The following is a 21,453-nucleotide window of genomic DNA, read 5'->3' on the forward strand; positions in this document are numbered from 1 at the left end:
CCTATTAGTATGATGATATGAATAATTCAGACGACGCCGCAAGCCGCAATCCGGGCCTGGCCCGCCGCGACCTGCTCGCGGCGGGCGGCGCGATGGCGGCGGGCAGCCTGATCCCCGGCGCCGCCGGCGCATGGCGCGCCGTTCCCGACAGCGTCGCCGCCGCGTCGGTCGACAGCGCCGCCACCGACCTCGCCGCGCGCTGGCGCACGCCGCCGATGACCGCGCACATGGCCGCCTATTGGTACTGGATGGGCGGCGCGGTGACGAAGGAAGGCATCACCGCCGACCTCACCGCGATGAAGGCCGCCGGCATTACCCGCCCGATGATGTTCAGCATCGGCAAGAGCGGCAAGGATCCCCGCGTCGTGCCCCCCGCCGAAGCCTTGACGCCGACCTGGTGGGCGATGGTCGAGCATGCCGCCCACGAATGCGAACGGCTCGGGCTCGAACTCGCGATGAACATCTGCGACGGCTGGGCGACCGCCAGCGGCCCATGGATCACCCCCGATCGCTCGATGCAGCACCTGATCTGGGGCGAGCACATTGTGAATGGCGGTCGCGCGATCGACGTGACGCTGCCCGCCGGCGCGGTGAAGCTCGACTATCATCGCGACGTCGCCGTGCTCGCCGTGCCGATCGACCCCGCCTGGGAAGCGACGAGCGCCGCCGCCGCCATCACCACCGACCTGCCGATCGCCGATCCGCGCCGCCTCGCCGATCCCGCCAACCGCGACGAGCTGATCAACGTCGAGACGGGCGGCTGGATCGCCTTCGCCTTCCCCCGCCCCTTCACGTTGCGGTCGGTCACCGTCCGCACGCCCAAGGCCGCGGGCGGTTTCGCCTATGGCGTGTTGCGTGCCGCGAACAGCCTGTTCGTCCAGGCGAGCGACGACGGCCGCAGCTGGCGCGATGTCGATCGCCTCGATTACCCTCATCACGGCTGGCAGACCGATCTGCCGACGCTGACCCATGCCGTGCGCGAGACGACCGCACGCCATTTCCGCTTCGTCCACCGTCCCGAAGGCCCCTTCGCCTATGAGGAAGACCAGGATTTCGGCCAGGAAACCGCACTTCGCCTGACCGGGCTCGAGCTGTCGTCGATGCCCGTCGTCCACCACCTGCCGATCAAGTCGGGCGCCGCCTGGGGCCGCAGCCGGCGCATCGCCGACGACGCGCTGTCGCCCGCCGCGCGCATTGCGCCCTCCGCGATTCTCGACGTGTCGCGTTTCATGGACCAGAGCGGTCGCCTGCGCTGGACTGCGCCCAAGGGCCGCTGGCGCATCCTGCGCATCGGCTGCACGACGACGGGCAAGGAGAATGCCGCCGCCGGCCTTGGCCAGGGCCTCGAATGCGACCGTTTCGATCCCGCCGCCGCCAAGCTCCAGTTCGACAGCTGGTTCGGCAAGACGCTCGACCGCCTCGGCCCGGCAGGATCGCGCGCGCTGAAGGTCGTGCATGTCGACAGCTGGGAAGCCGGCACGCAGAACTTCTCCCCCGCCTTCCCCGCCACCTTCCGCGACCGCTGCGGCTACGATCTCACGCCCTGGCTCGCCGCGATGTGCGGCGTGCCGGTCGGCGGGATGGAGGCGAGCGAGAGCTTCCTGTTCGACGTCCGCCGCACGATCTCCGATCTCGCCATCGACAATTTCTACGCGCCGATCGCCGCCATGGCGAAGGCCCGCGGCTGCCGGTTCAGCGGCGAGCCGCAAAGCCCGACCTTCCTCGCCGACGGCCTCGATTTCGCGCGCCACGTCGACGATCCGATGGGAGAATTCTGGCTCGACAGCTTGCGCAACGACAAGCCGACCGACATCAAGGACGCGGTGTCGGGCGCGCGCCTCTACGGCGGCAAGATCGTCGGCGCGGAGTCCTTCACCCAGATCCTGATGACCTGGCGCGAGCATCCCTTCACCTTCAAGCGCTTGGGCGACCATAATTTCTGCGAAGGCATCAACCGCTTCCACCTCCACGTCTGGGCACAGCAGCCCTGGCCCGATCGCGCGCCGGGCATGACGCTCAACGGCATCGGCTCGCACTTCGTCGCGCAGCAGAGCTGGTGGAAGCCGGGCCAGGGCTGGCGCGATTACGTCATCCGCGCGCAGGCGCTGCTCCAGGCCGGCCATGCCGTCGCCGACGTCGCCTATTTCATCGGCGAGGACGTGCCGACACGGTCGTTGCTTCCCAATGCGCTGCGCCCGGCGCTGCCGCGCGGCTTCGCCTATGATTCGATCAACCGCGACGCGCTGATCCGCCTCGCCCGGGTCGAGGACGGCCGCATCGTCCTGCCCGGCGGCGCCTCCTATGCCGCGCTCGTCCTGCCACCGGCGACCCGCATGACGCTGCCGCTGCTCGAGGCGCTCGCCCGTCTCGCCGATGCCGGCGCGACGATCACTGGCCCGCGTCCAACCGCCGCCTACGGCCTGTCGGGCGGCCTGGACGCTACCGCGCGCCTCCGCCAGCTCGGCGAGCGCCTGTGGGGCAGCAACCGCATCCGGGCCGACCTCGACCTCGCCGCCCACCTCGGCACCCCGGCCTTCCGCGCCGAGGGAGCGGACGCCATCGAATGGACCGAGCGGCGCGGCGACGGCTGGCGGCTGTTCTTCCTCAGCAACCAGCGCGACCGCGCCGTCACCTTCACCGCGCGGTTCCGCAGCGACGGCAGCGCGCCCGAACTGTGGGACGCCGACCGCGGCACCGTCACCCCCGTCCGCGATTGGAGCGAGGCGAGCGGCGTCACGAGCCTGCCGATCACCCTCGATCCACACGGTTCGATCGTCGTCGTCTTCGCCGGCGAGCGCCGCCCCGTCGCGCGGACTAGGCCCGCGACCGTCGCAGACACGCGGCCCGTCACCGGCCCCTGGCGCGTCCGCTTCGCCGAGCATCTCGCCCGACCCAAGACGATCGAGCTCGCCACCCTCGCCTCCTGGACCGAGCAGGCCGATCCCGACCTCCGCTTCTATTCGGGCATCGCGACCTATGCGACCATGCTCGACCTGCCGCCGCCGCGCGCGGGCCAGGAATGGCTGCTCGATCTCGGCGACGTCGCCAACCTCGCCACCGTTCGCATCGGCGGGCGGCATATCGGCTATGCGTGGCGCCCGCCCTTCGTCGTGCCGCTGCCCGCAACGCTGCCGCGCCGCGTCCTGCTCGAGATCGACGTCGCCAACACGTGGCGCAACCGCCTGATCGGTGACGACGGCAAGGCGGAGGATCAGCGCGTCACCCATGTCGTGCCGATGCTGCGCAAGGGCGAGCCCTGGCTACCCGGCCGCGACGCCGCGCTCGATCCCGCCGGCCTGCTCGGCCCCGTCCGCCTCGTCACCCGCGCGCGAAGCTGATGCGCAGCGTATAGGGCATTCGTGCGGGATCGCTCGCCGGGGGCAACGTCACCGCCAGCCCCCTGTCGGTCTGGCGCCACTCGACCGTCCCGCCGCCCAGCAGCTCGATCGACCGGATCGGCCGGTCGAGATAGGGTGTGCCCTGGTACAGCGTCTTTACCAGCACTCGCCCGTCCGCCGGCTGGTCCAGCCCGATCGCGTACAGCGTCGCGCCCTTGGTCGTGAAGCGGATGTCGGCGGCGGTGTACGCCTTGTTCGCCCCTTCCGACTTTTCGCCGCTCGCCGCCGTGGTCGGCCCCTCGCCGAAATATTTCCACGGCCGGGTGCCATAGATCGCCTCGCCGTTGACGGTCAGCCAGGCGCCGATCCCGCGCAGCACCGTCGCCGCTTCCTCGGGGATCGTGCCGTCGGCGCGCGGGCCGACGTTGAGCAGCAGGTTGCCGTTCTTCGACACCACGTCGACCAGGTCGCCGACCAGCGACTTGGGCGTGCGATAGCCGTCGTTCTGCGCATAGCCCCAGCTGCGGATGCTCACCGACGTATCGGTCTGCCACGGCAGCAGCCGCAGCGTGTCGAGCTTGCCGCGCTCGACATCGTACAGCGCGGCATTGGCGGGGAAATGCTCGCCCTTGTAGGTGATCGCCGGCCCCTGCCCGCGCCGCGCCGCCTCGTTGTAATAATAGGCGGCGAACTTGCGCAGATACGGGTCGAACCGCGGCGCCATCGTCCACCAGTCGAGATAGATCAGCTCGGGCTGGTATTTGTCGACGATCTCGGTCGCGCGCGCCAGCCAGTCGCGCAGGAACGCGTCGTCGGGCGGCATCCAGTTTTCCAGGTGATTGGGGTTGGGCTCCCTGGTCGGATCATCCCCCGGCAACGTCCGCGGCGCCGCCGGGCCATACAGTCCGGCATAGCGCGGATCGTTGACGTCGCTGTCGTATCCGCGACCCGCATTATACCACCAGAAATGCTCCGCCCGGTGCGACGACAAGCCGAAGTGAAGCCCCGCCGCGCGCGTCGCCTTGGCCAGCTCACCCGCCACGTCGCGCTTCGGCCCCATCGCCGCCGCGTTCCAGTCGGTCATTCCGCTCGCATACATGGCAAAGCCGTCGCAATGCTCGGCGACCGGAATGACGTAGCGCGCGCCCGATTCCTTGAACAGCGCGATCCACTGCCCGGCATCGAACTTGTCGGCGGTGAACTTCGGAATGAAGTCCTTATACCCGAACTTGGACTGCGGCCCGTAGACGTTCTGGTGATAGGTGAACGCCTGGTTGTCCGGCACATACATGTTGCGCGAATACCATTCGTTCGCGAACGCCGGCACCGCATAGGGGCCCCAGTGGATGAAGATCCCGAACTTGGCGTCGCGGAACCACTCGGGCGCGCGAAAGCCGCCGAGCGAGTTCCAATCGGGCTTCAGCTTGCCGCGCTTCAGCTTGGCGTCGACCGCCGCGACCTGCCGGTCGACGGCATCGGTCTTGTACGTCTGCGCCGCCACCACCGACGGCGCCGTCGCCGCCATCAGTGCCGCGGCACCCAGCATCACCCGTGTCATCGGTCTTCTCCCTCGGCGGTCAGCACCGCGACCCCGCGCGCGCCGAGCGCCACGGCACGCACCGTTACGCCCGCCAGCACGTCCTGCATCGGCCGCGGCAGCGCGATCCGCTGCGGCGTCTTGGTGTGATTGACCAGGATGGTCACCGTCCGCCCCTTGCCGACGCGCACCATTCGCTCGACGCCCGCGGGCAGCGGCGCCAGCATCGCGACCCCCGCGTCACTCATCGCGCCTTCCGCGAAGCGCTTCATCGCGGCGGCATCGAGGATCGTGCCGAGATAGGTGATGCGGCCCTTGCCCACCGCCCGCGTGATCGCAGCGGGCTGCCCGTCGAGCCACCCGTTGGCCTTGCCGTAGCGCATCGTCACCCGCGCATCCGCCGCCTTGGTCGACAGCTGCTCGGCCCAGATCCGCGCCGTGGCCGCCCCGGCATCGCCGGACACCGGCACCGTCTCGTCCAGTGCATAGAATTGTTCGACCCGCCCGCCCAGTAGCTCGGCGAGCGGCCCCGGCTGACGCTGTACGGTCAGCCGGTTGTACTGATCCTTCATCCCCGACCGCGGCCCCAGCACCAGATGCCCGCCGCCGCGCACCCAGGCACCCAGCTTCGCCGCCAGTTCGTCGGTGATGACGTTCAGGCTCGGCGCGAACACCAGGCGATAGCCGTCGAGCGGCCGCGCCGCCTCAACGATGTCGACCGCGCCCAGCCGATCCTTGAGCGGCCGATAATAGTCGAGCAGCAGCCCGATCTGGTCATAGTCCTTGTTGTGCAGCTGGAAATCGATCGCCCAGCGGCTGTCGTAATCCTGCAGGATTGCCACCGTCGACACCGGCTGCGTGCCTGCTAAGACCGGCGAGGCCTTGGCGAAATCGCGCCCGATCTCCGCGGCTTCGGCATAGAAGGGCAAAGGCTCGCCATCCGGCCCCACCAGCGCGCCGTGATATTGCTCCTGCCCGTTCAGCGCCGACCGCCACTGCCAGTACAGCACCGCGTCTGCGCCATGGCCGATCATGTGCCACGCCATCGCCCGCGATTCGCCGCGATCGAGGATGTTCGACACCCCCGCCCAGTTCACGAAGCCGGGCTGCGTCTCCATCACCCAGAAATTGCGCCGCTTCCACCCGCGCGCCAGGTCGTGGGTCGCGCCGTTGCGGTAGGGCTCCAGATGGCCGGTGCCGACGTAATTGTCCCACGACGCGATATCGAGGTCGCGGTTGATCGCATAGCGGTCGAACTTGTTCGCCCAGCCCAGCCCGCCCAGGTTCGTCGTCACGAACTGCGTCGGCGCCGAATGGGCGCGGATCGCGTCCGCCTGGTTGCGCTGGAAATCGACCCAGGTCGCGGTGATGAAGTGCTTCAGCTCCAGCATCCAGCCGGGATTGCCCGGCTTGTCGTTGAACGGCACCTGATCCCAGTCGGTATAGGTCTGCGACCAATAGGCCGTCGTCCATGCCGCGTTGAGCGCGTCGAGCGTCCCGAACCGCTGCTTCAGCCACGCATGCCAGGCGGTGCGCGCGGCGGGATCATAGCTTTCGTCGGTATATTCGTTGCCGATCTGCCAGCCGATCACCGCGCGGTCGCGCCCGAACCGCGTCGCCATCGCGCTCACGATCCGCTTCGACAGCGCGCGATAGCGCGGGCTGCTGATCGAGAATTGCCGCCGCCCGCCGTGCCCCAGCCGCGTGCCCGATCCATCGACGCGCAGCGTGTCGGGATATGTGCTCGTCAACCACGCCGGCGGCGTGTCGGTCGGCGTGCACAGCACCACCTTCAGTCCATGCCGCTCCGCCAGTCGGATCACGCGGTCGAGCCAGTCGAGGTCGAACTTCCCCTCTGCCGGCTCCATCCGCGCCCAGGCGAATTCGCCGATTCGAACGACATTGGCGCCATGCGCCTTCATCAGCCGCAGGTCTTCGTCCCACCGCGCCTCTGGCCATTGCTCGGGATACCAGGCCGACCCCAGCCACAGCCGCTCCGATGCGACCGCCGCGGCGGTAGAGGGCTTCTGCGCCGCGACCGGCGTCGCGAGCGCCAGCAGCGCGAGGGCGAGCGCCCTCACTGCGTCCACCCGCCGTCGATGACGTGGATCTGCCCGGTCGTATAGGTCGCCCCCGCCAGATACACCGCCAGCCCGGCGATCTCCTCCGCCGTCCCCAGCCGCCCGATCGGCTGGCGCGCGACGAACGCCGCCTTGCCGGTCGCCAAATCGCCGGTCGCCGCGATCCGCTGGTTCAGCGACGGCGTGTCGACGGTGCCGGGACAGATCGCGTTGCAGCGGATATTGTGCGCAACATAATCCGCAGCAACCGACTTGGTGAGACCGATCACCGCCGCCTTGGTCACCGAATAGGCACAGCGGTTCGCGACCGCCTTCACGCTCGACGCCACCGACGCCATGTTGACGATCGCGCCGCTACGCCGCTCGATCATGTGCGGCAACGCCGCGCGGATCGTCCGCACCATCGCCTTCACGTTCAGGTCGAACGCGAAGTCGAGGTCGTTCTCGCTCATCTCGGCGACGCTGCCGCCATGGACGACGCCCGCGCAATTGAACAGGACATCGACCCCGCCCAGCCGGTCGAACAGTCGCTCCACGCCCTCGTCGTCGAGCACGTTGAGCCGCGCCGTCTCGATCCCCGTCTCCTCGCCCAGCGCGGCCAGCGCCGCCTCGTCGATGTCGGTCGCGATCACCCGTGCGCCGGCCGCCTTGAAGGCCAGCGCAGACGCGCGGCCGATGCCCTGCGCCGCCGCGGTGATGAGTACGCTTTGCCCGTTCAGATCCGTCATGCGCGTCCCTTTGCCGGCGTTCGGCCGTGTTGGTTGTCGTGTTCCTGCGGGATCGGCGTCGCCGGCTGCGCCATCGCGGTGTAGCAGGCCTCGACCAGCGCCATCGTCGCCCAGGCGCTCGGGGCGCCCGTTTCCAGCATGTCGTCCTCGCCCGCGGCGTAGCGTTGCAGGTTCGCCATCGGCCCGACGAAGGCATCGGGGAACCACGCGCCCGCCAGCGGCACCTGCCGCCAATCTTCACCCCGCCGCGCCAGCCACAATTCGTCGGGCTCGCCGGTCGGATAGTCGAGCAGCAGCCCCAGCTTCACCATCGCGGCGCCCTCGCTGCCCTCGACGCGGAAGCTCGCATCCTGGAATCGGCGCCCGAAATCATGGTGGTGGTTGATCGACAGCGTCACGCGCTGCGCGTCGTCATAATCCAGGATCGCACTCGTCCGCGTCGGCGCGAGGTCGCTCGACGGATGGCCATAGGATCGCGCGAACACGCCGAGTGGCGACCCCACCAGCGCGCGGATCGTGTCGAGATAATGGATCGAATGGCTGACGATCTCGACCCGCTCGTCCGCCTTGAGATGCGGGAACAGGTGCCATGGCGTCACCAGGTTCAGATGCACCTCTATCTCGGTCAGTTCGCCGAAGTGCCCGCGCGCCAGTGCGTCGCGCATCGCCAGCATCATCGGCGAAAAGCGCAGCTGGAAATTGACCGCCACCGTCTGCCGTTTGGCCGCGGCGATGTCGCGAAGCCGCGTCGCCATCGCCAGGTCGCGCCCGAACGGCTTTTGCATCAGTGCCACCGCCCCCTCGGGCAGCGCGTCGAGCAGTTCGGCATGCGCGACCGGCGGCGCGGCGACGTCGAACACCGCATCCGCCGCCGCAGCTTCTTCGAGCGTGCGATACACGCGCTCGACGCCCCATTCTGCCGCCAGCGCTTCGGCGCGAGCCACGTCGCGGTCGTAAAGCCCCGCGACGACGAACCCCGCCTTGCGATACGCCGGCAGATGCGCGTCGCGGACGATCCCGCCGGTGCCCAGCACCACGATCGGCCGCGGCTCGGTCGGCATCGGCCAAGCCTGGCGAAGCGGCGCGTCGTTCGTCACGCCAGCGCCTCCACCCGTGCCTGCGCCTCGGCCAGCAGGTCGCGCGTCGGCCGATCGGTCGTCACCGCCACCGTCAGCATGTCGTCGACCACCGCGCTGATCGCGGCGATGTCGGGCCGCACCGGGATATGCCGCGCTCGCGCATGCAGCCCATCGAGCCGATTGGCATAGGGGATGACCGCGTTGACCGCCGGATCGGCCCAGGTCGACCGCCGCACCCCGATCGCGCCCTCGTCGGTAGTGATCCGGTCCATCGCGGCGGTCGCGCAATGGCGCAGGAAATCCCATGCCAGCGCCTTGTTCGCGCTTCCCGCGGCGATCGCCAGCACCCAGAACACGTTGAGCGACAGGCTCTCGCCGCCCGGCCCCGCCGGCAATGGCGCGACGTCGATCAGGCCGCGAATCGGGCTGCCCTCGGCCTCACCCAACGCAGCGAAGCCGAACCAGTTGGCCATCATCGCCACCCGCCCCTCGCAGAACCGAAGTCCCGCCGCGACGCTGTCGAGCGCCGTCACGTCCGCCGGCACCGCGTCCTGATCCTTCGCCAACGTCCGCAGGAAGTCGAGCGCACCTTCCGCCGCCTCGCCGATGAACGACGGCCGCCCCTCGCCATCGAACGGCGCGCCGCCGCGCGACCAGACGTGGATGCAGAAATCGTAGAAGCCGTTGTGCCCGTCGGGAAACAGCGCCAGCACCGTCCCGCTTACCCCCGTCGCCGGATCGTTCAGCCGCCGCGCCGCCGCATGGAATTCCTCCCACGTCGTCGGCACCGCCACGCCCGCCGCTGCCAGCAGGTCGCGGCGATAGATCAGACACTCCGGCCCGTCGTGATAGGGCATGCCCCAGAACCCGCCGGCAAAGCGCTGCAATCCCAGCAGCGAGGGGCTCCACGCATCGGGAAAGTCGGCGATCGGCGCCCGCTCCAGCCACGGCGCCAAATCCTCGATCAGCCCACCGCCCTGCGCCTCCGCCAGCCAGTCGGTATTGAGAAAGGCGATGTCGAACCGTCCGTCCGCCAGCCCGGCAGCGAACAGCGCCGCATGCAGCGGGTTCAGGTCCAGCGCCACCACCTCGACCGCGGCATCGACGCCAGTCACAGCCACGAAATCTGCGAACTGCCGCGCGATCGCCCGTTCGAACGGGTCGAAGCGCCGCACCGCGATCCGCAGCCGCGTCGTCGTCACGCGATCAGCCCCGCATCATGCGCGATGGCATCGGCACAGGCGGTCAGCGGCCCGCGGATCCGCTCGACCTCGGCATCGCCGCCCGCCTGCACCAGTCGCGCCACCGTCAGCGCCGCCGCGATCGACGATCCCGGCCGCCCGACGATCGCGCCGATGTCGGCGCTGCCCATGAAACGCTCGCCGACCGACAGGTCGAAACCATCGGCGCGCACTCGTGCCAGCCGCTGCTCGAACCCGCGCCGCTCGCTCGCCGACAGCGTCCGCCAGTCACGCTGGTGCTGCAACGCCTGCGCCAGCCCCTCGGTATCGAGCGCCGCCAGCAGCAGCCGCCCCGACGTCGTGCGCAGCGGCGAGTGGCGCGATCCGACCTCGACCGACAGGCGGAACGGCTCGGGGCTCTCTTCCTGCGCCAGCACCACCACCTCGCCGCGATGTAGCACGCTCAGGTGGCAGGATTCGCGGATATCGTCCGCCAGCCGCCGCATCAGCGGCCGTGCCGCGCGCAGCAGCGCCTCGAACGGATTGTGCGTCCGCGACAGTTCGAACAACCGCAGCGTCAGCGAATAGCCGCCGGTGCCGGCATCGCGATGCAGATAGCCCCGCCCCTCCAGGCAGGCGAGCATGCGGAACAGTTCGCCCGGTTGCCGCCCCAGTGATCGCGCCAGCTGCGCCTGGGTGTTGGGCACCGCCTGGTCGGCCAGGAACTCGAGGATATCGAGCCCCTTCTCCAGCGCGGGCACCGAATATTTCTGGCGCTTTTCCTCGGCCTCGGGCGTCGTGTCAGCCATGGCGATGCATTCCCTTCGATGACGGCGCCATTGGGCGCGCGAAGGGGACGATAGAAAGGTCGGCGCCGCACGACGAGCCCGTCGCGCGTACCGAAGCTGGCGCTCCGCCCCTTGCGTCGATCCGATCAGCGCCTGCAACGCCATCCACTCCTGTCGTCGGTGTTTAGCAAATTGCCCGGGCGGTGAGGCCCGGGCACAGGTGCCCTTCCGGGGAGGGAGGGTTTAGTAACGGAAGCGGAAGCCGACCAGGAACTGGCGATCATCGATCGTCTGATCGTTGAAGCGCGTCGGCACCGTGTAATAGCTCTCGCGCCGCGTGCGCAGCAGGTTGCTGCCCTCGAACGAAACGGTCACGTTCTTGTCGATGTCGTAGCTGAGCGACGCATCGAGCCAGCCATAGCCCTTGCGATAGATCGGCCCCGGCGGGATCGACGTCGCCCCCGCCACCGTCGCGCCGGCGAACACGCCCTCCAAGAATCGCGAGCGCCAGTTGTACGCGACGCGCGCCGAGATGCCGTACTTCTCGTAGAGCGCCGACACGTTGTAGCTGTGCTTCGACAGGTTGGTCAGCGGCAGCGGCGCCCCCGCCAGCAGCGTCGGCGTCTCGGAGTCGACGAAGGTATAGTTGGCCTGCACGCCGAAGCCGTTCAGCCCCTCCGGCAGGAAGTCGAGGAAGGTCTGGCCGCCGACCTCAAAGCCGCGGACGTAACCCTTGCCGCTGTTGACCGGCCGGGTGATGTTATAGAGGATTCCGCCAACGTCGACGTTGGTCTCGACGCTGGTCGAGGTGAAGGCGTTCACCCATTTGTAGAAGCCCGCGACCGACACCGACGTCGTGCGTGACAGATAATATTCCAGCGACGCGTCGACCTGGTCGGCGGTGAACGGCGCCAGGTTCGGATTGCCGCCCGATCCCGCGCCCTGCGCCGGCACCAGCGTCAGCGACGGCGTGAGCTGCGAGAAGCCCGGCCGGGTCAGCACGCGCGATGCACCCAAGCGCAGCTGCAATTCGTCGGTCAGACGGGCGCGCAGGTTGAAGCTCGGCAGCACGTCGGTGCGATCGGGCCGCGTGTTGATCGGCGCGAAGCCGGTCTGGCGGCGCGTCACCTGTCCGTTGATGGTGACCGTCTCGAACACCGGCGTATTGCCGGTCAGCGTGCCGTTGAAGCGGATCACCCGGACGCCGATGTTCCCGTCGATCGGCACGCCCAGGTTGAACTCATACTTCGCCATCGCATAGCCGGCGAGCGTGCGCTCGGTGATGTTGAAGATGCCGAGCGGCGTGACTGCGGGCAATGCGGTGATGCCGAGCGACGTGCGCAACGTGTCGAAGTTGGTCCGCAGCGCGTCCGACCCGGCGATCAAGAAGTTCTGCGGGAAGGACACGCCGGGCGCATCCTTCTGGAAGAAATCATTGACCGGATTCTGCTGCAGGAACTGCGACACGTTGCCGATGCTGTTGTTCACCGGCGATTGGAAGAAGCGGATCGGCGAGAAGATCGCCGAACGATCGGCATAGCGCGCGCCGACCGCGATCTGGCGCAGGAAGCCGCCGGGGATCTCGTAGGTCGCGTCGATCCGACCCGCTTTCTGCTCGCCGCGCGAGATGTTGACGTTCTGCGTCAGCGGCCCGACCGTGAACGAATTCGGGTTGAGCAGGTCGACGCCCTGCAACGAGAAGCTGGTCGCGTCGGTCGTCAGGTCCTGGCGATACGTCGGCGCGGTGCCGAGCAGATCCAGTTCGCGATAATCCAGCTCCGAATAGGACTTGTCGTAGCTCGCATCGAAGCTGACCTTCAGCCGGTCGCGGTTCCACTCGCCGCCGATCGCGATCGTCCGGTTGTCGTCGAGCAGATCGCGCGACACGCCGAGCAGCGTGAACGGCTGGTTGGTGTAAGTGCCGGTCGCCAGATCGTTGGTGCCGGGGAAGGTTGTGAAGCTGCCCGCGGTCGGCACGCGCAGCGTCGGTTGCGACGCGTTGCGGTTCGACTGGATCAGCAGGCCGTTCTGGTCCTGCGTCGTGATGAAGCGCGAATATTGCCCCTCGACGTAGAACATCAGGTCCGGCGTCGCCTGCCACTGGATCGCGCCGTTCAGGCCGATGCGCTTGCGCTGGCCCAGCACCTGCACCTTATAGCTGCCGTTGGGCGCATTGACGGTCTGGCCGGCGATCAGGTCGGTGCGCGGCAGCGGCGCGCCGGTGATGTTGAAGTCCTGGCGGTACGAACGCTGCTGGTAGGCGCCCGAAAACAGCACGCCGATCTCGCCGATGCCGGTATCCCAGCGGTCGCTCATCAACAGCGAGACGAGCGGATCCCATTTGTCGCGCAGATCGGCATAGCGCGCCCGCGCACTGCCAGCGATCTGCGAGTCCGCGAAGTCGAACGGGCGGCGGGTGCGGATATCGATCGTGCCGCCGATACCGCCCTCGATCAGGTTCGCGGTCGGCGCCTTGTACACGTCGAGCCGCGACAGCAGCTCGGCGGGCAGGTTCTGCAAGTTGAAGTTGCGGTCGACGCCAGTGAAGGCGTCGCGGCCGTTGATCGTCGTCTCGACGCCGGTCAGGCCGCGAATCTGGACGCGACCGGCGCCTTCGCCAACGTCGCGCTGCACCTGGATGCCGGTGATCCGCTGCAGCGCTTCCGACACGTTGATGTCCGGCAATTTGCCGATGTCCTCGGCGACGATTGAATCGACGATCGTGTCGGCGTTGCGCTTGATGTTCTGCGCCGAGGCCAGGCTGGATCGGATGCCGGTGACGACGACGTCGGGCGCGGCCGGCTCGTCCGCCTGGGGCGGCGTTCCCGCCGGGTTCGCCACGGCCTGCGTCGATCGCGCATCCTGTGCATGAGCCGGCATCGCCGCGAATACCGCAAGCGCCGCCATGCTGACACCGGTCAACAGCTTTCCACCCATCATCACCCTCTCCCGTCCCTATTGCCGGACATATTTATTAGCGAACCGATAGCGCCTATTTGAACCACTGCCAAGTACGATTGTCGATTTGCAGCGTTTTCGACGCGCTCGCCGAGAAACAAAAATTAATCGAAAGCCCCGGGCCTCGGAGGCGGTGCAGATAGCGCTGGGTCCAAACCGAATTCCGCTCGCAGCGCCGCGGTGTCGGCGCCAACCGCCGGTGCCGCCGCCGCGCTGCCGCCACGTTCTCCATCGATGCGGATCGGGCTCGCCGTCGTCACTAGCGACGCGCCGTCCCGTGCCACCGTGCGCAACATGTCGAGCCGTTGGAACGCCTCGCTCGCCATCAGCACTGGCCAGTCCTGCACCGGCGCGCACCACACGTCCTCGGCGCGCAAGGCGGCCATCCATTGTTCCGTCGTCCGCTCGGCCAGCCGCGCCGCGATCAGCCCCTTCACCGCATCACGCTCGGCGAACCCATCGGTCACCGCTGCTAGCGCCGGCAGGTCGATCAGCCGCGCTAGCTTGTCGAGCGGCGTCATCGCCAGCGCCAGATGCCCGTCCGCGGTCGCGTACACCCCATAGGGCGCCGCCAGATAAGCATGCGCATTGTTGACGGCCGCGCGCTGCGGCGGCCGGCCGTCGTCGTTGAGATGCGTGGTCAGCACCTCGAACTGAAAATCGACGATCGCCTCGAGCAGGCTCGTTTCCACCGCCGCGCCCTCGCCCGTGATCCCGCGCCGGACCAGCGCCGCGAGGATGCCTTCCAGCAGCGCGTGCCCCGCCAGCATGTCGGCGATCGACAGCCCCACCGGCACCGGCCCGTCGCCTGCCGATCCGTTGAGCCACATCACCCCCGACAATGCCTGCGCCAGCAGGTCCTGCCCGGGCAGCCGCGCCAGCGGCCCCTCTTCGCCATAGCCTGAGATCGACGCATGGATCAGCCGCGGATGCCGCGCGCGCAACGCCGCGCGGCCGATCCCCAGCCGCTCGGCGATGCCGGGGCGGAAGTTCTGGATGACGACGTCGGCGCGCGCGATCAGCGCCTCGACCTCAGCCAGGTCGGCGGGGTCCTTCAGGTCGGCGGCAAAGCTCTGCTTGTTGCGGTTGATGGCGTGGAACAGCGTCGAGTCGCCGCCGATCCGCGTATCGCTGAGGTACAGCGTCCGTCCGATGTCGCCCGTGCCCGGTCGCTCGATCTTGATGACCCGCGCGCCGAGGTCGGCGAGCTTCAGCGCCGCCATCGGTCCCGCCAGGAATTGCGCCATGTCGAGGACCAGCAGGCCCTCCAGCGGACGCCCGCCGCTCATGCGGCCACACCCCTGCGCCCGCCGACGGTATAGATCGCGGCGGCGACGATCACCACCGTCCCCTCGACCAGCCCCTGATAGCTCGCCCCCAGGTTCAGGATGTTGAAGCCGTTGGTCAGCGTGAACAGGATCAGCGCGCCGACCACCGTCTTCACCACGCTGCCCGCCCCGCCGAACAGCGAGGTGCCGCCCAGGATCGCGGCGGCGATGACGGTCAGCTCGGTGCCCTGCAACGCGGTCGGGTTCATCGCGCCCAGCCGGCTGGCGAACAGCGCGCCCGCAAAGCCTGCGGCCAGCCCGGACAGCACGAAGGCGCCGATCTTGTACGCCGTCACGTCGATCCCCGACAGCCGCGCCGCCTCGGCATTGCCGCCGGTCGCATAGAAGCGCCGCCCGACGACGGTGCGCGAGAGCACCAGCGCCGCGACCGCGGTGATGACCAGCAGATACGCCACCGTCACCGGCAGCGCGAAGCCCGGCCCCGCCGCCAGCGCGGCGATCACCATCACTGCAGCCCCGATCATCAACCCAAGCCGCAGCGCGCGGCCCTGGCGCCGCCGTCGCAGCATCATGCCGACACCCACCGCCAGCGCCGCCAATCCCAGCAGCAGCAGCGGCCAGAACGCCGGCACGCGCGTCCGCTCGAACGCCAGCATCTGCGCCAGTACCGTCGGATCCTCGACCATCAGCGATCGTCCGTCGGTCAGCACCATCACCAGCCCGCGCACCGCGGTCAGCGTTCCCAGCGTCACGATGAAGGCGTTGATGCCGATCAGGTTGACGATCGCGCCGTTGACCAGCCCGATGCCCGCGCCCGTCGCCAGCGCCGCCACCAGCGCCAACGGAAAACCGATTACCGGCGACAGCCCGATCAGCACCGCCGCCGCCAGCGCCGCGACCGACGCCACCGACAGGTCGAACGCGCCGGTGATCAGGACGATCGTCATCGCCACGCCCATGATCCCGACCAGCGACGCCTGGTACGCGATGTTCGTCAGGTTGCCGGTCGAAAAATAGGGCGGCAAGCCGTTCGCCGCCGCCGCCAGCGCCAGCACCGCCATCAGCAGCGCCAGCGCATAATAGACCCCCGCCTCGCGCAGCCCGAAGCTCCGCCGCCAGCCGATGGCATCGCTCATGTCGCCAATCCTTATGATGCCGATCCTTGTGGTGCCGATCCGCCCGCGAGCAAGATCAGCGTGTCCTCGTCGAGCCCCGCCGCGTCGCGGCTGGCGATGATGCGTTTGTCGCGCAGCACCAGCACGCGATCCGCCAAGACCAGCAGCTCGGCAAAGTCGGAACTGGCGACGACGATCGCCATCCCCTCGTCCGCCAGCCCGCGGATCAACCGCAGGATCTCGCTCCTGGCGCCGATGTCGATGCCCGCGGTCGGCTCGTCGAGCAGCAAGACGCGCGTGTGTGGCCTCAGCCAGCGCGCGATCGTCACCTTCTGCGCATTGCCGCCCGACAGTTCCGCGACCGCCGTCTCCGGGCCTTGCGCCTTGATGGCGAGCGTCTCGATCGCCCGCGCCGCGGCGGCACGCTCCGCCTCGTCGTCGACCAGCCAGCCGCCACCGACCGGCAGCGCGACGTTGCGGCGGATGTCGAATGCCGGCACCAGGCCCTGGCCCACGCGATCCTCCGCAACCAACGCGATACCGGCCGCGATCCTTTCCTCGACGCTGCGCCCGACCGGCTCGCCATCGACGCCGACGAGGCCCGTCGCGTGGCGATCGGCGGCGAAGATGGCGTGGAGCAACTCGCTTCGGCCCGATCCCAGCAAGCCCGCCAGCCCGACGATCTCGCCGCGCGCGACGCTCAGGTTCACCGGTTCGGCCAGCGCCGGCGTCGCCAGTCCTTCGACCGTCAGCCGCGGCTCGCCCATGCCCGCGCGCTCCCGCCGCGCCAGCGCCACGAACTGCCGCCCCGCCATCGCCCCGGCGATATCGGCCTCGGTCAGTGCGTCGGTCTCGGCATCGAGCACGATCCCGCCGTCGCGCAGCACCGCTACCCAGTCGCTCAGGCGCACGATCTCGTCGAGGAAGTGCGAGATGAACAGCACCGCCCGCCCCTCGTCGGCCAGCTGGCGGATGACGCGGTATACCGCCGCGCGCTCATGCCCCGCCAGCGACGCAGTCGGCTCGTCCATGATGACCAGCTTCGCATCGACCGCCAGCGCCGCCGCGATCGCGACCGCCTGGCGATCGCCGATGCCGAGGTCGCCCACCCGTGCATCGGGGTCGATCCGCGCGTCGAGCCGCGCCAGCAGCGCCGCTACGGCCTCGCGATCCCCCGCCTGGGTCCGCGCGATGCCGCCGCGATCGATCAGGATGTTCTCGGCGACGCTCAGCGTCGGCACCAGCGGGATATGCTGGTGGATCGTCGCGATCCCCGCCCGCCGCGCATCGACCGGCCGGCGAAACGCGGTCGCCTGCCCCAGCCATTCCAGCGACCCGCCGGTCGGCCGCGCCGCGCCCGACAGGATGCGGATCAGCGTCGATTTGCCCGCGCCGTTCGCGCCCACCAGCGCCGTCACCCGTCCCGCGGGCACGTCCAGATCGACCCCGCGCAGCGCGACGGTGCCGTTGGGATAGCGCATCGCGACCCCCCGCGCCGACAGCAGCGGCATCACCACTGCCCCACGCACTGCGCCGCGCTGCCCGCGGTGATCGCCGGCAGCGGATAGGTCAGGAATCGCTTGCCCGTCGGCCGGTGCAACGCCGCGAACGCCAGCGCACCCAGCGCCTCCGGCTTGAAGCAGACCGTGCCATCGACCGCCCCGGCCTTGATCTGCGCGATCGCCAGCTTCGATCCGCCCAGCCCGATCAGCCGCGCCGTCGATCCCGCCGCCTGTACCGCCCGCGCGCAGCCGATCACCATGTCGTCGGCCTCGCTGAAGAACAGGTCGACGTCGGGATGCGCGACCAGGATGTTCTGGCATGCCGCCTCGCCGCCTTCCGACGTCCAGTTGCCCGGCTGCGCCGCAACGATACGATAGGATGCGCCCGCCGCGTCGAGCCCGCGGTGAAACCCCCGCGCCCGTTGCTCGACCTCGGGAAAGCCGGCGGCGCCCTCGATCAACGCCACCCGCGCCACGCCCCCCTTGGGCAATAGCCGCGCCGCCAGCCTGCCCGCCGCACGCCCTGCCGCCACCTCGTCTTGCGTGGCGAGGCCGACCAGCCCCGGATAGACGTCACGTGCCGCTCGGGTCCGCGGATCGCCGACCTGCGCCGCCACCGCCGCGATCGGAATCCCCGCCTCGTTCGCGCGCGCCACCCACGCCTGCGCGACGACGGCGTCGAGCGGCATCACCGCAATCCCCTTCACGCCGCCGACGATCAGGTCCTGGACGTCGTTGGCCTGCTTCTGCACGCTGCCCCGCGCGTCGAGCACGATCGCCCGCGCCCCCGCCTTCGCCGCCGCATCGGCAAACCCCTTCGCCACCGCCGCGGCAAAAGGATAGCTCAGCCCGGCGCTTGCCAGGCCATAGCGCGGCGCATCCGCTGCCACCGTCACGGGCGCGGCCGCCTCACCCGCGCGCACCCGCAGCGCCAGCCCGCCGACCGACGCCGCGCCGACGACCAGCACCAGCCCCGCCCCGACCCTTCGCATCAGCAGGCGAGTGGCGCGCCGCATCGTTCAGCCGTCGCGCCGCGCGACCAGGTAGAGATGCTCGCACGCCAGCACCGTCTCGTCGCGCTGGTTGCGGATATCGACCGCCTCGACCACCACGCCATGGCTCGCGCGCTTGGGATGGTCGCGTTTCTCGGCGATCCGCGTGATCGTGCGGATCGTGTCGCCGATATGCACCGGCCGCACGAAGCGCAGCCGGTCATAGCCCGTCGACATCGCATGCGGGTTGATCGTCGACGCGGTCAGCCCGATCCCGACCGAAAACACCAGCGTCCCATGCGCGATCCGCTGGCCGATATCCTGCGTCGCGCACCAGTCCGCGTCCATGTGATGCGGGAAGAAATCGCCGGTGTGCCCGGCATGGACCACGAAGTCGGTTTCGGTGATCGTCCGCCCGAAACTCTCGCGGCTGCTGCCGATCGCGTAGTCCTCGAAATATTGCTCGACGATCATCGTGCGTCCTCATCCAGTTCGGCGTCGATCCGCCCGTTGCCTTCGCCCAGCGCCGGGCCGGGACGCGGCGAGCGCAGCCGACGGCCGTCGATGCGGATCGGCGACACGGTGGTCCGCATCACCCGCTCGCCGCTGCCGATCGTCTGGATCGCCTCGGCCGCGACGAAGCCGGGCCGCTCGACCAGCGCCGGCCAGTCGAGCACCTCGCCAGCCCACAGCCCCGCCGCCTCCAGCAGCGCCAGCCATTCCGACGTGGTGCCGGTGACGAGGTGCCGGGCGATCTCCGCCTTGATCGCGTCGCGCTCCCCCAGCCAGGCGTTCGCCGGCCATTCAGCCAGCCGCTCGTTGCCGATCACCTCGCCCAGCCGATCGACCGGCATCATCGCCAGCGCGATATGCCCGTCGGCGGTATCGTAGATGCCATAGGGTGCCGCCAGATAGACGTTGGCGTTGCGCACCGCCCCCCGTTCCGGCGCACCGCCGCCGTTGAGGAACACCGTGAACGGCTCCAGCTGAAGGTCGATCGCGGCATCGAGCAGGCTGACGTCGACGCGCCCGCCACACCCCGTCACCCCGCGTCGGACCAGCAACGCCAGCACGCCCTGCGTCAGCTGCGTGCCCGCCGCCATGTCGACGATCGGCAGCGCCGCCGGCGTCGGCGCCTGGTCGCGATCGCCCGACAGCCGCGCGATCCCGGTCAACGCCTGGAGCAGCAGGTCCTGCCCCGGCCGGTCGCGCCATGGCCCCTCAGTGCCATAGCCCGACACCCCGGCGTAGACGATCCGCGGATTCAGCGCCGCCACCGCCTCGTAACCCAGTCCCAGCCGCTCCATGATTCCAGGGCGGAAATTGTGGATCAGCACGTCGGCGCGCGCGATCAACGCCTCGATTCGGGGGCGCACGCCCGCATCCTTCAGGTCGGCGGCATAGCTTTCCTTGTTGCGGTTGATCGTGTGAAACAGCGCCGAGGCATCGCCGAACCGCTGCCCTGCCAGCGCCAGGTCGCGCCCGCTGTCGCCGCCGTTCGGCCGCTCCACCTTGATCACGCGCGCACCGAGATCGGCCAATCTGAGCGCGCACGAGGGGCCGGCGAGGAACTGGCTGAAATCAAGGACGGTCAGCCCGTCGAGCGGCAAGGGCTCATGCCCCGCCGCCGGCGCGTCGATGCGCAAGCCTTCATCCATTCGACGCATCCACCCCGGTCGCTTTCTTTATTTGTGCATGCACGCTATGTTCACTAGCAAATCATGTCAATGAGGGGATGATGACGGCGCTCAAGGGAATGACGTGGAATCATCCGCGCGGGCTCGATCCGTTGCTGGCGGCGTCGGCGGCGTGGGCGGCCGAGACCGGCACGACGATCGCATGGGACGCGCGCTCGCTGCAGGATTTCGAGACCTATCCGCTCGAAGACCTCGCCGCCGCTTATGACCTGATCGTCATCGACCATCCGCACGTCGGCGGCATCGTCGATGCGGGCTGCCTCGTCCCCTTTACCGAAAGCGCGACGCTGGCGGAGATCGCGGCGGGCAGCGTCGGCGCCTCGTTTCCCAGCTATCGTTACGCCGGCCGGCAATGGGCGCTGCCGATCGACGCCGCCGCGCAGGTTCAGGCCTGGGTGCCGGGCCGGATCGACGGCCCGGTCGCCGACTGGCACGCGATCCTGTCGCTGGCCCGAGAAGGCCGGCTCGCCTGCCCGCTCCGCCCGCCGCATGCGCTGATGACGCTGTTCACGCTGTGCGGCCAGCTCGAGCGCTCGCCCGACAGCGATGGCGACATACTGTTCGATGGAGAAATCGGGCCACGCGCCTGGTCGATGCTCGCCAAGCTCGCCGACGCCGTCGGTCCCGATGCCCGCCACCACGATCCGATCGCGATCCTCGACGCGATGAGCGAACGCGACTCCGCCATCGCGGTCGCGCCCTATATCTACGGCTACGTCAGCTACGCGCGCGACGGCTTCCGCCCGGCCCGTATCGCTTTCACCGATCTCGCGCCGGTCGGGGTTGCGGGCTCAGCCGGCTCGGCACTCGGCGGCACCGGCATCGCCGTCTCCGCGCGCAGCGATGACATCGAGGCCGCTCGGGCCTTCGCCTGCTGGGTCGCCTCCGGTCCCGTCCAAGCGACGCTCTACGCCGCAAACGGGGGCCAGCCCGGCCATGACGCCGCCTGGCGCGATGCGACCGTCAACGCCGCGACCGGCGACTTCTTCGCCGCCACCCGCCAAACGCTCGACGCCGCGTGGCTGCGGCCGAGACACGCCGGCTACATGCGTTTCCAGCATGAGGCGTCGGCGCTGATCGATGCAGCGCTCGGCGGGATCGACGACGGCGCATCGGTTATTGCGCGCCTCAACGACCTGCACCGACGCCACCGCCGCTGACTTTCGTA

15 protein-coding genes are annotated in these 21,453 nt (G+C 69.3%); 2 read left to right on the forward strand and 13 right to left on the reverse strand.

All coding sequences use genetic code 11. The features are described 5' to 3' along the window. Positions 1-17: 17 nt before the first annotated feature. The gene (locus GGQ80_RS00460; protein ID WP_183981737.1) at positions 18-3,338 is read left to right on the forward strand and encodes a glycosyl hydrolase; all 3,321 of its coding nucleotides are present in this window, start codon (positions 18-20) and stop codon (positions 3,336-3,338) included. Here the strand turns inward: GGQ80_RS00460 and GGQ80_RS00465 are convergent. From GGQ80_RS00465 to GGQ80_RS00525, 13 genes are all read right to left on the reverse strand, one after another. Then, on the reverse strand, positions 3,319-4,896 hold the full coding sequence (locus tag GGQ80_RS00465) for an alpha-L-fucosidase (protein WP_183981738.1): 1,578 nt from the start codon (positions 4,894-4,896) through the stop codon (positions 3,319-3,321). The genes GGQ80_RS00460 and GGQ80_RS00465 overlap by 20 nt on opposite strands. After that, positions 4,893-6,956 carry a DUF4350 domain-containing protein gene (locus tag GGQ80_RS00470; RefSeq protein ID WP_183981739.1) on the reverse strand — a complete coding sequence of 688 codons (2,064 nt, stop codon included), beginning with the start codon at positions 6,954-6,956 and terminating at the stop codon, positions 4,893-4,895. Before GGQ80_RS00470 ends, GGQ80_RS00465 begins: the two co-directional genes overlap by 4 nt. Continuing rightward, a complete protein-coding gene (locus tag GGQ80_RS00475; RefSeq protein WP_183981740.1) occupies positions 6,953-7,684 on the reverse strand; it encodes an SDR family oxidoreductase in 732 nt (243 codons plus the stop codon). Before GGQ80_RS00475 ends, GGQ80_RS00470 begins: the two co-directional genes overlap by 4 nt. Next, positions 7,681-8,781, reverse strand: coding sequence for a Gfo/Idh/MocA family protein (locus tag GGQ80_RS00480; protein ID WP_343050709.1), 1,101 nt, complete (start codon positions 8,779-8,781; stop codon positions 7,681-7,683). The genes GGQ80_RS00475 and GGQ80_RS00480 overlap by 4 nt, the downstream gene beginning before the upstream one ends. Then, positions 8,778-9,965, reverse strand: coding sequence for an extracellular solute-binding protein (locus GGQ80_RS00485; RefSeq protein ID WP_183981741.1), 1,188 nt, complete (start codon positions 9,963-9,965; stop codon positions 8,778-8,780). Before GGQ80_RS00485 ends, GGQ80_RS00480 begins: the two co-directional genes overlap by 4 nt. After that, a complete protein-coding gene (locus GGQ80_RS00490) occupies positions 9,962-10,753 on the reverse strand; it encodes an IclR family transcriptional regulator (RefSeq protein WP_183981742.1) in 792 nt (263 codons plus the stop codon). The genes GGQ80_RS00485 and GGQ80_RS00490 overlap by 4 nt, the downstream gene beginning before the upstream one ends. A 222-nt stretch (positions 10,754-10,975) precedes the next feature. Beyond that, positions 10,976-13,672 carry a TonB-dependent receptor gene (locus GGQ80_RS00495; protein ID WP_183981743.1) on the reverse strand — a complete coding sequence of 899 codons (2,697 nt, stop codon included), beginning with the start codon at positions 13,670-13,672 and terminating at the stop codon, positions 10,976-10,978. 122 nt (positions 13,673-13,794) lie between these two features. Continuing rightward, complete coding sequence (locus GGQ80_RS00500; protein ID WP_183981744.1) at positions 13,795-14,979, reverse strand: CaiB/BaiF CoA transferase family protein; 1,185 nt, start codon at positions 14,977-14,979, stop codon at positions 13,795-13,797. After that, entirely contained in the window at positions 14,976-16,115 is a 1,140-nt protein-coding gene (locus GGQ80_RS00505) for an ABC transporter permease (RefSeq protein ID WP_183981745.1), read from the reverse strand. The genes GGQ80_RS00500 and GGQ80_RS00505 overlap by 4 nt, the downstream gene beginning before the upstream one ends. Positions 16,116-16,126: 11 nt before the next feature. Continuing rightward, entirely contained in the window at positions 16,127-17,605 is a 1,479-nt protein-coding gene (locus GGQ80_RS00510) for a sugar ABC transporter ATP-binding protein (protein WP_183981746.1), read from the reverse strand. Continuing rightward, on the reverse strand, positions 17,605-18,612 hold the full coding sequence (locus tag GGQ80_RS00515; protein WP_246346764.1) for a sugar ABC transporter substrate-binding protein: 1,008 nt from the start codon (positions 18,610-18,612) through the stop codon (positions 17,605-17,607). The genes GGQ80_RS00510 and GGQ80_RS00515 overlap by 1 nt, the downstream gene beginning before the upstream one ends. 3 nt (positions 18,613-18,615) lie before the next feature. Beyond that, entirely contained in the window at positions 18,616-19,062 is a 447-nt protein-coding gene (locus tag GGQ80_RS00520; protein ID WP_183981747.1) for a MaoC family dehydratase, read from the reverse strand. Beyond that, complete coding sequence (locus GGQ80_RS00525) at positions 19,059-20,246, reverse strand: CaiB/BaiF CoA transferase family protein (protein WP_183981748.1); 1,188 nt, start codon at positions 20,244-20,246, stop codon at positions 19,059-19,061. Before GGQ80_RS00525 ends, GGQ80_RS00520 begins: the two co-directional genes overlap by 4 nt. A gap of 80 nt (positions 20,247-20,326) precedes the next feature. On the opposite strand from GGQ80_RS00525, the gene GGQ80_RS00530 reads away from it, so the two are divergent. Continuing rightward, entirely contained in the window at positions 20,327-21,445 is a 1,119-nt protein-coding gene (locus GGQ80_RS00530) for an extracellular solute-binding protein (RefSeq protein WP_221364110.1), read from the forward strand. The last annotated feature ends 8 nt before the right edge of the window (positions 21,446-21,453 follow it).

This window comes from Sphingomonas jinjuensis (assembly GCF_014197105.1).
Lineage (GTDB): Bacteria > Pseudomonadota > Alphaproteobacteria > Sphingomonadales > Sphingomonadaceae > Sphingomonas > Sphingomonas jinjuensis.

Coding starts and splice junctions, on each gene's coding strand:
- GGQ80_RS00460 (WP_183981737.1), top strand. CDS start 18: ATGAATAATTCAGACGACGCCGCAAGCCGCAATCCGGGCCTGGCCCGC.
- GGQ80_RS00465 (WP_183981738.1), bottom strand. CDS start 4,896: ATGACACGGGTGATGCTGGGTGCCGCGGCACTGATGGCGGCGACGGCG.
- GGQ80_RS00475 (WP_183981740.1), bottom strand. CDS start 7,684: ATGACGGATCTGAACGGGCAAAGCGTACTCATCACCGCGGCGGCGCAG.
- GGQ80_RS00490 (WP_183981742.1), bottom strand. CDS start 10,753: ATGGCTGACACGACGCCCGAGGCCGAGGAAAAGCGCCAGAAATATTCG.
- GGQ80_RS00495 (WP_183981743.1), bottom strand. CDS start 13,672: ATGATGGGTGGAAAGCTGTTGACCGGTGTCAGCATGGCGGCGCTTGCG.
- GGQ80_RS00500 (WP_183981744.1), bottom strand. CDS start 14,979: ATGAGCGGCGGGCGTCCGCTGGAGGGCCTGCTGGTCCTCGACATGGCG.
- GGQ80_RS00505 (WP_183981745.1), bottom strand. CDS start 16,115: ATGAGCGATGCCATCGGCTGGCGGCGGAGCTTCGGGCTGCGCGAGGCG.
- GGQ80_RS00510 (WP_183981746.1), bottom strand. CDS start 17,605: ATGCCGCTGCTGTCGGCGCGGGGGGTCGCGATGCGCTATCCCAACGGC.
- GGQ80_RS00515 (WP_246346764.1), bottom strand. CDS start 18,612: ATGCGGCGCGCCACTCGCCTGCTGATGCGAAGGGTCGGGGCGGGGCTG.
- GGQ80_RS00520 (WP_183981747.1), bottom strand. CDS start 19,062: ATGATCGTCGAGCAATATTTCGAGGACTACGCGATCGGCAGCAGCCGC.
- GGQ80_RS00525 (WP_183981748.1), bottom strand. CDS start 20,246: ATGGATGAAGGCTTGCGCATCGACGCGCCGGCGGCGGGGCATGAGCCC.
- GGQ80_RS00530 (WP_221364110.1), top strand. CDS start 20,327: ATGACGGCGCTCAAGGGAATGACGTGGAATCATCCGCGCGGGCTCGAT.